11 protein-coding genes are annotated in these 11,973 nt (G+C 58.5%); all 11 read right to left on the reverse strand.

All coding sequences use genetic code 11. The features are described 5' to 3' along the window. Window positions 1-57 precede the first annotated feature (57 nt). The 11 genes from N430_RS21720 to atpE all read right to left on the reverse strand — a co-directional run bounded on the left by N430_RS21720 (window position 58) and on the right by atpE (window position 11,962). Window positions 58-1,629, reverse strand: coding sequence for a glycosyltransferase family 39 protein (locus N430_RS21720; RefSeq protein ID WP_110638895.1), 1,572 nt, complete (start codon window positions 1,627-1,629; stop codon window positions 58-60). A 348-nt stretch (window positions 1,630-1,977) separates the two neighbouring features. Beyond that, complete coding sequence (gene glmS, locus N430_RS21725; RefSeq protein WP_110638896.1) at window positions 1,978-3,813, reverse strand: glutamine--fructose-6-phosphate transaminase (isomerizing); 1,836 nt, start codon at window positions 3,811-3,813, stop codon at window positions 1,978-1,980. 2 nt (window positions 3,814-3,815) lie between these two features. Then, complete coding sequence (locus N430_RS21730; protein ID WP_110638897.1) at window positions 3,816-4,592, reverse strand: DeoR/GlpR family DNA-binding transcription regulator; 777 nt, start codon at window positions 4,590-4,592, stop codon at window positions 3,816-3,818. Window positions 4,593-4,795: 203 nt separating this feature from the next. Beyond that, complete coding sequence (glmU, locus tag N430_RS21735) at window positions 4,796-6,163, reverse strand: bifunctional UDP-N-acetylglucosamine diphosphorylase/glucosamine-1-phosphate N-acetyltransferase GlmU (protein ID WP_110638898.1); 1,368 nt, start codon at window positions 6,161-6,163, stop codon at window positions 4,796-4,798. A 121-nt stretch (window positions 6,164-6,284) separates the two neighbouring features. After that, window positions 6,285-6,704: a F0F1 ATP synthase subunit epsilon gene (locus N430_RS21740; RefSeq protein ID WP_011536500.1), complete on the reverse strand. Its 420-nt coding sequence runs from the start codon at window positions 6,702-6,704 to the stop codon at window positions 6,285-6,287. Between the two features lie 44 nt (window positions 6,705-6,748). Further along, window positions 6,749-8,125: a F0F1 ATP synthase subunit beta gene (atpD, locus tag N430_RS21745; protein ID WP_008092236.1), complete on the reverse strand. Its 1,377-nt coding sequence runs from the start codon at window positions 8,123-8,125 to the stop codon at window positions 6,749-6,751. Window positions 8,126-8,152: 27 nt separating this feature from the next. Then, window positions 8,153-9,013, reverse strand: a complete 861-nt coding sequence (gene atpG, locus N430_RS21750) for a F0F1 ATP synthase subunit gamma (RefSeq protein ID WP_013974905.1) — start codon at window positions 9,011-9,013, stop codon at window positions 8,153-8,155. Between the two features lie 48 nt (window positions 9,014-9,061). Continuing rightward, on the reverse strand, window positions 9,062-10,606 hold the full coding sequence (atpA, locus tag N430_RS21755) for a F0F1 ATP synthase subunit alpha (RefSeq protein WP_110638899.1): 1,545 nt from the start codon (window positions 10,604-10,606) through the stop codon (window positions 9,062-9,064). A gap of 21 nt (window positions 10,607-10,627) precedes the next feature. Further along, window positions 10,628-11,164, reverse strand: a complete 537-nt coding sequence (locus N430_RS21760) for a F0F1 ATP synthase subunit delta (RefSeq protein WP_003253191.1) — start codon at window positions 11,162-11,164, stop codon at window positions 10,628-10,630. A 12-nt stretch (window positions 11,165-11,176) separates the two neighbouring features. Continuing rightward, window positions 11,177-11,647, reverse strand: a complete 471-nt coding sequence (locus N430_RS21765; RefSeq protein ID WP_027917106.1) for a F0F1 ATP synthase subunit B — start codon at window positions 11,645-11,647, stop codon at window positions 11,177-11,179. A gap of 57 nt (window positions 11,648-11,704) precedes the next feature. Next, the gene (gene atpE / locus N430_RS21770; RefSeq protein ID WP_003097235.1) at window positions 11,705-11,962 is read right to left on the reverse strand and encodes a F0F1 ATP synthase subunit C; all 258 of its coding nucleotides are present in this window, start codon (window positions 11,960-11,962) and stop codon (window positions 11,705-11,707) included. Window positions 11,963-11,973 lie beyond the last annotated feature (11 nt).

Genomic DNA, 11,973 nt, shown 5'->3' on the forward strand with positions numbered 1-11,973 from the left:
GCTAAAGCCGTTCCTACAGGAGTATGTGGCACGCTCGCGACGGCGGACCTTCGATTGCTAGTCTGCTTTTGCGTTATAGGCCATGCCAATAGTATAAAGGCGCACTTGGGTATCGCCGACTTTTAGCGTACTGACCTTATTCCAATTATCCGGTATGGGTGAGAAATCATCGGGCGGTTCGCTATTGCTTATCAACCAGACTCTGGTTTGGCCAACGGGTAGATTTTCAAGGCTGTCGAAATAGATTTTATCGGCATCATGGTTCACCAGTGTGCCAAATCCGTAGTTACCTGGCCGACCCGAAGCGCCGTTGGCCTGTGGCGGCGTATAGAGCAGTGGCACTGACCCGGTCTTGTTATAGTAGACGTAGCTGAAATACCAGAAAAGATCGCTGACGATGATACGGTCGTTGGCACGATAGTTTTCATTGACGAAGTTGACCAGCTTGTTGAACTGATCTTCATCCTTTTGGTAGTAACTACTCAGGCCGCCCAGCTCTACCGCCAGAAAGGTCACCAGGGTGGCTATTGCTGCGTATCGAAAACGACGCCTCATTCGATCAATGGCGACTGCCAGTATTAACGGAAAGCCCAGGGCGGAAAACATCAGATAACGCTCGACCATAAGTGGCGTTATCCACGAGACAGAAAAGACGACGATCAACGGGAGAAACGTATAGATCGCCATTAGCGTATGGAATCTATGCGGGCTTCGATCATGTCGGCAGACAGCGCCCGTTACCAGCGCCAATGCCAGTGGCAGTGCAAAGTAGACTGGCCATTTCAGATTCAGACCATCGGTAAGGGCCAGATCCTGCCAGAGGGTCGATGGCAGTGAATACAGTGTAACGGGCAGTATCCAGCCAATGTCGCCACCCGCCTTGAGTTGGTCAAGGTGCTGCAGCAGGTCTACCAAGTTGGGAATCCAGGGGATATACAACAAGACGATCAAGCTGTTGGCGACCCACCATGACGGCCGAGTGATGAGGCGGTGTCTGTCGCCGCGTACAACCGATAGATAGGCCCAGTGAGACAGTACGCAAAGGCCCGTGAAATAATGAGTATAGAAACTTGCCGTTATTAACAGCACATACACGCAAAGGTAGCGGTAGCGCTCAGGGTTTTTTACCCAATATACAAGCGCGATGGTTGCGCCCAGCAGAAAAAACCCCATTAGGGAGTACATGCGCACTTCTTGACTGTAACGTACTGCAATTGGCAGCAAGGCCAACAAAACACCAGCCAATATGGCTGCATGGCGTGTTGCAATCTGATAAACCAGCCACATGCCCAGGGCTACAGTACCGACACCTGTCAGCACGCTGATGAACCTCACCGAAAAGATACTGTCCCCGAACACACCTATCCAGGCGTGTAGAAGGAGAAAGTAAAGCGGTGGGTGTACGTCATGGGCGCTGTGGACCCAGATGAGCGAGGGTGAATACTGGCTCATTAACAAGCTGGAGCCCTCGTCGCACCAAATGGCGGAGGCCGTTGAGCCGTACACCCGAGCCAGCGTGGCGAGCAACAGGATTGGTAGCGGCCAGAGTTTCCTGGCCCATACAGCGAATTTCTTCGCATTGCCGGGAGCTGGGCTTTTCCCACTGACGTTGTGCGAGTGAGACTTCATGTTTCCTCCAGCCCAATGTATCCCTTGTGATCGAATTTTACACGACGTGGGGCAAGCATTGATGCCGCTGAGCGAACATTGACCCACTGGGTAAATTTTCAATCAGCGCCGGCATCCTGATAGAAGTCGCCGATAAATCAGCATCACTCTCAATACTCAACATGCCTGCCTGGAAAGCAAAGGTGCGAAGAGGCTAAACATTCATACTGCAAGCTTTAGCACAATCAGCTTGAGGCTGAAATGTCGAAGAAGGGAGCCAGAGTGGCTCCCTCCTTCTGCGACAGTTTTTATTTTTAAGCGACAGATTTAATTCTCTAAAACCATTTCGCTTTTCCGAAGAACCAGCGCTTATTCAACAGTCACCGACTTCGCCAGGTTACGCGGCTGGTCGACGTCAGTGCCCTTGAGCACTGCCACGTAATACGACAGCAGTTGCAGCGGGATGGTGTAGAGGATAGGCGCCAGCTCGTCAGCGATGTGCGGCACCTTGATCACGTGGGTGCCTTCGCCGTTGCTCATGCCGGCATTCTCATCAGCGAACACCACCAGCTCGCCACCACGGGCACGCACTTCCTGCAGGTTGGACTTGAGCTTCTCCAGCAGTTCGTTGTTCGGCGCAACGGTCACCACTGGCATGTCGTTGTCCACAAGCGCCAGCGGGCCGTGCTTGAGCTCACCGGCCGGGTAGGCTTCGGCATGGATGTAGGAGATTTCCTTGAGCTTGAGCGCACCTTCCATGGCCACCGGGTACTGCGCACCACGGCCGAGGAACAGGGTGTGATGCTTGTCGGCGAACAGCTCGGCGGTTTTCTCCACGGTGCTGTCCATGGCCAGGGCCTCGCCCAGGCGCGCTGGCAAGCGGCGCAGCTCTTCCACCAGCCCGGCTTCGACGCCCGCTTCGAGGGTGCCGCGCACTTGGCCAAGGGCCAGGGTCAGCAGCATCAGCGAGACCAGCTGGGTGGTGAAGGCCTTGGTCGAGGCCACGCCGATTTCCGGGCCGGCCAGGGTCAGCAGGGTCAGGTCGGACTCGCGTACCAGCGAGCTGATGCCGACGTTGCAAATGGCCAGGCTACCGAGGAAGCCCAGTTCCTTGGCGTTGCGCAGGGCGGCCAGGGTGTCGGCGGTTTCGCCGGACTGGGAGATCGAGACGAACAGGGTGTCTGGCTGCACCACTACCTTGCGATAGCGGAACTCGCTGGCCACTTCGACCTGGCAAGGAATGCCAGCCAGGCTTTCCAGCCAGTAACGGGCGACCATACCGGCGTGGTAGCTGGTGCCGCAAGCGACGATCTGCACGTTGCGCACTTTGGCGAACAGCTCGGCAGCCTGCGGGCCGAAAGCCTGGACCATCACATGGTCTTTGCCCAGACGGCCTTCCAGGGTGCGCTGGACTACAGTCGGCTGCTCGTGGATCTCTTTGAGCATGAAGTGGCGATAGGCACCTTTGTCGGCGGCTTCGGCGCCTTCGTGGTATTGCACGGTTTCACGCTGTACCGGGTGGCCAGCCTGGTCCCAGATCTTCACCTGGTCACGACGGATCTCGGCGATATCACCCTCTTCCAGGTACATGAAGCGGTCGGTGACCTGGCGCAGGGCCAGTTGGTCGGAAGCCAGGAAGTTCTCGCCGTGGCCCAGGCCAATTACCAGCGGGCTGCCACTGCGTGCGGCGACCAGGCGGTCTGGCTGTGCCACGCTGATCAGCGCCAGGCCATAGGCACCATGCAGGCGCTTGACTGCGGACTTCAGCGCATCGGCCAGGTCCGGAACGGTCTTCAGGGTTTGGTGGATCAGATGCACGATGACTTCGGTGTCGGTCTGCGAGGTAAACACGTACCCCAGGCCTTTCAGCTCTTCACGCAGCTCTTCGTGGTTTTCGATGATGCCGTTGTGCACAACGGCCACTTCGCTGCCGGAGAAATGCGGGTGGGCGTTACCTTCGGTCGGCGCACCGTGAGTGGCCCAACGGGTGTGGGCAATGCCCAGCTGGCCGTTCAGCGGCTCGGCAGCAACAGCGGCTTCCAGCTCGGCGACCTTGCCGATACGGCGGCGACGCTGCAGTTCGCCCTGTTGGGTGTACACGGCCAGGCCGGCACTGTCGTACCCGCGATACTCAAGACGCTTGAGGCCTTCGATGAGGATGGCAGTGATGTTGCGCTCGGCTACGGCACCAACGATTCCACACATGGTTATTGCTCCTGGCTGATCGCGGCGCAGATCAGGTTGATGCCGCGGGCTTGAATCTGTTCGCGTGCCGCTGCGGGCAGGCGTTCGTCTGTAATAAGGGTGTGCACGCTGCCCCAGGGCAGCTCGAGATTGGGGATCTTGCGCCCGACCTTGTCGGACTCCACCATCACGATCACTTCACGGGCCACCTCGGCCATCACTCGGCTCAGGCCAAGCAGCTCATTGAAGGTGGTGGTGCCGCGCTGCAAGTCGATGCCGTCGGCACCGATGAACAACTGGTCAAAATCGTAAGAGCGTAGTACCTGCTCGGCGACCTGGCCCTGGAACGACTCCGAATGCGGGTCCCAGGTGCCACCGGTCATCAGCAACACCGGTTCGTGCTCGACTTCGCTGATGGCGCGGGCCACATTCAATGAGTTGGTCATCACCACCAGACCAGGCTGGCGGCCCAGTTCCGGGATCATGGCGGCGGTGGTGCTGCCGCTGTCGATGATGATCCGCGCGTGCTCGCGGATACGCCCGACCGCTGCGCGGGCGATAGCCTTCTTGTAGGCAGAGATGGGTTGCGCGGGTTCACTGAGCATCTCTTGCGGTACCGGCACCGCACCGCCGTAGCGGCGCAATAGCAAGCCATTGGCCTCCAGCGCGGCAAGGTCCTTGCGAATGGTCACTTCCGAGGTTTCGAAACGCTTGGCCAAGGCGTCGACGCTCACCTCGCCTTGCTCGCTGAGCAGGGCCAGGATGTTGTGGCGGCGCTGAGGGGTGTTTCGTTTCGACATGGCTGGTTAAGTTTCGATTCGAAAGATAATGGTTGCAATCAAAACCTAAGATGAGTGTTTCGTCAAGATGTGGATAAGTTTTCCTGACAACAAACATCCCTGTGGGAGCGGGCATGCCCGCTCCCACAGGAGTTTTGTGCAAGCATAAAAAAAGCCGACTTATTCACATAAGTCGGCTTTCGAGACAAACGGCTGTGTATAACTCAGCTTTTCTTGATCTTCTCCGGCCGCTTCCAGCCCGAGATATTGCGCTGGCGCGCACGCGCCACGGCAAGGTCACCGGCTTCGACGGCCTGGGTGATGGTCGAACCGGCGGCCGTGGTCGCACCGGCCTTTATTTCCACAGGCGCCACCAACGAGTTATTGGAACCGATGAACACGTCCTCACCCATCACGGTCTTGAACTTGTTCGCACCATCGTAGTTACAGGTGATGGTGCCGGCGCCGATGTTGGTACGTGCGCCGATCTCGGCGTCGCCCAGGTAAGTCAGGTGACCGGCCTTGGCGCCTTCACCCAGGTGGGCGTTTTTCAGTTCGACGAAGTTACCCACATGGGCCTTGGCTTCCAGCACGCTGCCCGGGCGCAGGCGGGCGAACGGGCCGGCATCGCTGCCCTCGCCCATCACCGCGCCGTCGAGGTGCGTGTTGGCCTTGATGATTGCGCCCTTGCGCAGGGTGCTGTCCTTGATCACACAGTTCGGGCCGATCTGCACGTCGTCCTCGATGACCACCTTGCCTTCCAGGATCACGTTGATGTCGATCAGCACGTCGCGACCCACGGTCACTTCGCCACGTACATCGAAACGCGCAGGGTCACGCAACGTGACACCCTGGGCCATCAGGCGGCGGCCTTCACGCAGCTGGTAATGGCGCTCGAGTTCCGAGAGCTGGCGACGGTCATTGGCGCCCTGCACTTCCATCGGGTCGTGTGGCTGTTCGGTAGCGACCACCAGCCCGTCGGCCACCGCCATGGCGATGACGTCAGTGAGGTAGTACTCACCCTGGGCATTGTTGTTCGACAGGCGGCCCATCCAGTCGGCCAGGCGCGCGGCCGGCATGGCCAGGATGCCGGTGTTGCCTTCCTTGATCGCCTTCTGCGCTTCGCTGGCGTCCTTGTGCTCGACGATGGCGGTCACCTGGCCTTGGGCATCACGCACGATGCGGCCATAGCCGGTCGGGTCCTGCAGGGTCACGGTGAGCAGGCCCAGCTGCTTGTCGCTGACCTTGGCCAACAGGCGCTGCAGGGTTTCCACTTCGATCAGCGGCACATCGCCATAAAGCACCAGCACCGTGTCGGCGGTGATCGCCGGCAATGCCTGCGCAACGGCATGGCCGGTACCCAGCTGCTTGTCCTGCATGACGAAGTTCAGGTCGTCGGCGGCCAAACGCTCACGCACCAGCTCCGCACCGTGGCCGATGACCACGTGGATGCCTTGGGGCTGAAGCTGGCGCGCGCTGTGGATAACGTGGCCAAGCATGGAATTACCGGCTACCGGGTGCAGTACCTTGGGCAGCGCGGAGCGCATGCGGGTACCTTGGCCGGCGGCGAGAATGACGATATCGAGGGACATTGACTGGCTACCAATCCTGGGCGGTCAGGGATGACCGAAGCGGGGAATTCAGAAAAAGAAAAAGGGTAGCCGAGGCTACCCTTTAACTCAATCACAACGGAAGTATGCGGCCTGAACCGGATTACTTGCCCTTGCGCAATTGCTGGACGGTACGCAGCTGAGCTGCAGCCTCGGCCAGACGTGCGGCAGCAGCACCGTAGTCGAAGTCCGAGCTTTTCGCGTTCAGGGCATTCTCAGCAGCCTTGAGGGCTTCCTGAGCCTGAGCTTCGTCCAGGTCGGCAGCGCGCTGCACGGTGTCGGCAAGAACCTTGACCATGTTCGGCTGCACTTCGAGGAAGCCACCGGAGATGTAGAACACCTCACGATCGCCACCTTGCTTGGTCAGCGTGATCGGACCAGGCTTGAGATTGGTGATCAGCGGGGCGTGGCCTGGAGCGATACCAAGATCGCCCAGGTTGCCGTGCGCTACTACCATCTCGACCAGGCCGGAGAAGATCTCTCCTTCCGCGCTGACGATATCGCAATGGACTGTCATAGCCATCTGCTTGCCTCAACCTGATTAGCGCCCCTTGCGGGGCGCCGGGATTACAGTTTCTTGGCTTTCTCGATCGCTTCGTCGATGCTGCCGACCATGTAGAACGCTTGTTCTGGCAGGTGGTCGTAGTCACCTTTGAGGATGCCGCTGAAGCCAGCGATGGTGTCTTTCAGGGAAACGTACTTGCCTGGCGAACCGGTGAAGACTTCGGCCACGAAGAACGGCTGCGACAGGAAGCGCTGGATCTTACGAGCGCGGGCTACCAGTTGCTTGTCGCTTTCGGACAGTTCGTCCATACCCAGGATCGCGATGATGTCCTTCAGCTCTTTGTAGCGCTGCAGAACATACTGAACGCCACGAGCGGTGTCGTAGTGTTCGTTGCCGATCACGTTCGGGTCCAGCTGGCGCGAAGTCGAGTCCAGTGGGTCGACCGCTGGGTAGATACCCAGGGAGGCGATGTCACGGGACAGAACGACGGTGGCGTCCAGGTGGGCGAAGGTGGTCGCTGGCGACGGGTCGGTCAGGTCGTCCGCAGGTACGTATACGGCCTGTACGGAGGTGATCGAACCTTCTTTGGTCGAAGTGATACGCTCTTGCAGAACGCCCATCTCTTCGGCCAGGGTCGGCTGGTAACCTACTGCCGAAGGCATACGGCCCAGCAGTGCGGATACTTCGGTACCGGCCAGGGTGTAACGATAGATGTTGTCGACGAACAGCAGAACGTCGTTACCTTCGTCACGGAACTTCTCAGCCATGGTCAGGCCGGTCAGCGCTACGCGCAGACGGTTTCCTGGTGGCTCGTTCATCTGACCGTAGACCAGCGCTACCTTGTCGAGAACGTTGGAGTCCTTCATCTCGTGGTAGAAGTCGTTACCCTCACGAGTACGCTCACCCACACCAGCGAACACGGAGTAACCGCTGTGTTCCATGGCGATGTTACGGATCAGTTCCATCATGTTTACGGTCTTGCCGACACCGGCACCACCGAACAGACCAACCTTACCACCCTTGGCGAACGGGCAAACCAGGTCGATAACCTTGATGCCGGTTTCCAGCAGGTCGTTGCCGCCTGCCTGGTCAGCGAACGAAGGCGCTGGCTGGTGGATACCGCGACGCTCTTCTTCGCCGATCGGGCCGGCTTCGTCGATTGGGTTGCCCAGTACGTCCATGATACGGCCCAGGGTGGCCTTACCAACTGGAACGGAAATGGCAGCGCCAGTGTCGACGACATCCAGACCGCGCTTCAGGCCTTCGGTCGAGCCCATCGCAATGGTACGAACCACGCCGTCGCCCAGCTGCTGCTGAACTTCGAGGGTGGTTTCCGCGCCTTGTACTTTCAGCGCGTTGTAAACACTCGGTACGACGTCACGTGGGAATTCCACGTCGATGACGGCGCCGATGATTTGAACGATACGTCCGCTACTCATAGCTGGATCCTCTGAATTTTTGAACCGTTAAACCGCGGCAGCGCCGCCGACGATTTCCGAGATCTCCTGGGTGATCGCAGCCTGACGCGCCTTGTTGTAGATCAATTGCAGCTCTTTGATCAAATCACCGGCGTTGTCTGTGGCGTTCTTCATGGCGATCATCCGGGCTGCTTGTTCAGCAGCGTTGTTCTCGACCACCGCCTGGTATACCTGCGACTCCACGTAACGCACCATCAAGCCGTCCAGCAGCTCTTTTGCGTCGGGTTCGTACAGGTAATCCCAGTGATGCTTGAGATCCTGATCCGGGGTTGCCACCAACGGTACCAATTGCTCGACCGTCGGTTTTTGGGTCATGGTGTTGATGAACTTGTTCGAAACCACCGAGAGGCGATCGATACGGCCGTCCAGGTAGGCGTCCAGCATCACTTTGACGGAGCCGATCAGATCGTTGATCGATGGCTCTTCGCCCAGGTGGCTGATCGCGGCTACGACGTTGCCGCCAAAGATGCGGAAGAAAGTCGCACCCTTGCTGCCGATCACGCACAGGTCGATTTCAACGCCCTGTTCGCGGTTTTCGTTCATGTCCTTGACCAGGGCCTTGAACAGGTTGGTGTTCAAGCCACCGCACAGACCACGGTCACTGCTCACCACGATATAACCGGCGCGCTTTACAGGGCGCTCGATCATGAACGGGTGGCGGTATTCCGGGTTGGCGTTGGCCAGATGACCGATCACCTGGCGGATACGCTCCGCGTAAGGACGGCTAGCAGCCATGCGCATTTGTGCTTTGCGCATCTTGCTGACCGCCACTTTCTCCATGGCGCTGGTAATTTTTTGCGTGCTTTTGATGCTCGCAATCTTACTGCGAATCTCTTTTGCGCCTGCCATGTATCACCTATCAGGTTAGCAAGCGGGGGCCTGGGCCCCCGCTGCGGCTTACCAGGTCTGGGTGGCCTTGAACTTCTCGATACCGGCTTTCAGGCCAGCGTCGATTTCGTCGTTGAAGTCACCCTTCACGTTGATCTTCGCCATCAGTTCGGCGTGATCACGGTTGAAGAAGGCGATCAGTGCTTGCTCGAAGCTGCCGATCTTGGAGACTTCTACGTCAGTCAGGAAACCACGCTCAGCGGCGTACAGCGACAGGGCCATGTCCGCGATGGACATAGGCGCGTACTGCTTCTGCTTCATCAGCTCGGTTACGCGCTGACCATGCTCCAGCTGCTTGCGGGTCGCTTCGTCCAGATCGGAAGCGAACTGGGCGAATGCAGCCAGTTCACGGTACTGAGCCAGAGCGGTACGAATACCACCGGACAGCTTCTTGATGATCTTGGTCTGAGCGGCACCACCTACGCGGGATACCGAAACACCGGCGTTCACTGCAGGGCGGATGCCCGAGTTGAACATGGCCGATTCCAGGAAGATCTGACCGTCGGTGATGGAAATCACGTTGGTCGGAACGAACGCGGAAACGTCGCCAGCCTGGGTTTCGATGATCGGCAGGGCGGTCAGGGAACCGGTCTTGCCAGTGACTGCGCCGTTGGTGAACTTCTCGACGTACTCTTCCGAAACGCGCGATGCACGCTCCAGGAGACGGGAGTGGAGGTAGAACACGTCGCCTGGGTACGCTTCACGTCCTGGTGGACGGCGCAGCAGCAGGGAGATCTGACGGTAGGCAACAGCCTGCTTGGACAGGTCATCGTAAACGATCAGGGCGTCTTCACCGCGGTCACGGAAGAACTCGCCCATGGTGCAGCCGGCGTATGGCGCCAGGAACTGCAGTGCGGCGGATTCCGAAGCACTGGCAACGACCACGATGGTGTTGGCCAGGGCGCCGGTTTCTTCCAGCTTGCGAACGATGTTGGCAACGGTGGAACGCTTTTGGCCGACAGCAACATAAACACAGAAAATACCGGAGTCTTTCTGGTTGATGATGGCGTCGATGGCCATGGCGGTCTTGCCGATCTGACGGTCACCGATGATCAGCTCGCGCTGGCCACGGCCGACAGGGATCATGGCGTCGACGGACTTGTAGCCAGTCTGTACAGGCTGGTCTACCGACTTACGCCAGATCACGCCTGGAGCGACTTTCTCGACCGCGTCGGTCTGGGTGTTGCCCAGAGGACCTTTGCCGTCGATCGGGTTGCCCAGTGCGTCAACGACGCGACCCAGCAGTTCCTTACCAACCGGAACTTCCAGGATGCGGCCGGTGCACTTGGCGCTCATGCCTTCGGCGAGGGTGTCATAGGCACCCAGGATCACTGCACCTACGGAGTCTTGCTCCAGGTTCAGGGCCATGCCGAATACGCTGCCAGGGAACTCGATCATTTCGCCGTACATGACGTCGGCCAGACCGTGGATCCGCACGATACCGTCGGATACCGAAACAACGGTACCTTCGTTACGGGCTTGGGAGCTCACATCGAGGTTGTCGATGCGGCCCTTGATGATTTCACTAATTTCGGAAGGATTGAGTTGCTGCATTGCTCTGCTGCCCCTTCAAACTCAAGATTTCAATGCTTCGGCCAGTTTCGCGATCTTGCCGCGAACAGAGCCATCGATTACCAGGTCACCAGCGCGGATGACGACGCCGCCAATCAGGCTGGCATCCTCCGACGCGTGCAGGCGAACTTCCTGGCCTAGCCGTGCACTGAGAACCTTGGCGAGTTTGTCTTGCTGTTCTTGGTTCAACGCGAAGGCACTGGTGACTTCCACGTCCACGGATTTCTCTTGCTCGGCCTTGTACAGGTCGAACAGGGCGGCAATCTCCGGCAGAAGCAGGAGACGGTCGTTTTCCGCGGCAACATGAATGAAATTCTGTGCCTGTGCATTGAACTTGTCACCGCACACGTCAATGAACGTGGCGGCCTTTTCTGCGCTCGTCAGTCGCGGGGCCTTGAGCAGGCGCTGCATGGTGTCGTCTTGCGACACCGCAGCAGCCAGGCCGAGCATGGCTGACCAATTGGCCAGTTGCTGATGGGCCTGGGCATGCTCAAAGGCAGCCTTAGCGTAAGGTCGGGCCAACGTGGTCAGTTCTGCCATGATCGCCCTCGCTTAAATTTCAGCGGCCAGTTTGTTAACCAGCTCCGCATGCGCGTTTTGATCGATTGTGGCGCCAAGGATCTTTTCAGCACCGCCAACAGCCAGGGCACCCACTTGGGCACGCAGGGCGTCTTTAGCGCTGTTCAGTTCCTGTTCGATCTCGGCCAGAGCCTGAGCCTTCACACGGTCAGCTTCGACGCGGGCCTGGTCACGGGCTTCCTCGACAAGCTGAGCAGCGCGTTTCTTGCTTTGCTCAATGATTTCGGCTGCCTGTGCTTTAGCTTCACGCAGTTGCTGACCCACTTTCTCTTGGGCCAGCTCCAGGTCGCGAGCTGCGCGGTTGGCAGCGTCCAAGCCGTCGGCAATCTTCTTTTGACGCTCTTGCAGAGCAGTGATGACCGGAGGCCATACGTACTTCATGCAGAAGAGTACAAAAATCAGGAAGGCAACGGATTGGCCAATCAGGGTTGCATTAATGTTCACGCCAACACCTCGCTCGGTCTTAATTCATCACAGCCATCAACTCGTGGTTACGAGTGATTAGCCGGCGATCTGACCAACGAACGGATTCGCGAAGGTGAAGAACAGAGCGATACCAACACCGATCATGGTTACGGCGTCGAGCAGACCGGCAACGATGAACATTTTCACCTGCAGCATCGGAACCATTTCTGGTTGACGAGCAGCGCCTTCCAGGAATTTGCCGCCCAGCAGGCCGAAACCAATGGCGGTACCCAGAGCACCCAGGCCGATCAGCAGAGCAACAGCGATAGCGGTCAGACCAACTACAGTTTCCATCTTTCCTCCCG

Source organism: Pseudomonas sp. CC120222-01a (assembly GCF_003097235.1).
GTDB lineage: Bacteria > Pseudomonadota > Gammaproteobacteria > Pseudomonadales > Pseudomonadaceae > Aquipseudomonas.

Coding starts and splice junctions, on each gene's coding strand:
- N430_RS21720 (WP_110638895.1), bottom strand. CDS start 1,629: ATGAAGTCTCACTCGCACAACGTCAGTGGGAAAAGCCCAGCTCCCGGC.
- glmS (WP_110638896.1), bottom strand. CDS start 3,813: ATGTGTGGAATCGTTGGTGCCGTAGCCGAGCGCAACATCACTGCCATC.
- N430_RS21730 (WP_110638897.1), bottom strand. CDS start 4,592: ATGTCGAAACGAAACACCCCTCAGCGCCGCCACAACATCCTGGCCCTG.
- glmU (WP_110638898.1), bottom strand. CDS start 6,163: ATGTCCCTCGATATCGTCATTCTCGCCGCCGGCCAAGGTACCCGCATG.
- N430_RS21740 (WP_011536500.1), bottom strand. CDS start 6,704: ATGGCTATGACAGTCCATTGCGATATCGTCAGCGCGGAAGGAGAGATC.
- atpD (WP_008092236.1), bottom strand. CDS start 8,125: ATGAGTAGCGGACGTATCGTTCAAATCATCGGCGCCGTCATCGACGTG.
- atpG (WP_013974905.1), bottom strand. CDS start 9,013: ATGGCAGGCGCAAAAGAGATTCGCAGTAAGATTGCGAGCATCAAAAGC.
- atpA (WP_110638899.1), bottom strand. CDS start 10,606: ATGCAGCAACTCAATCCTTCCGAAATTAGTGAAATCATCAAGGGCCGC.
- N430_RS21760 (WP_003253191.1), bottom strand. CDS start 11,164: ATGGCAGAACTGACCACGTTGGCCCGACCTTACGCTAAGGCTGCCTTT.
- atpE (WP_003097235.1), bottom strand. CDS start 11,962: ATGGAAACTGTAGTTGGTCTGACCGCTATCGCTGTTGCTCTGCTGATC.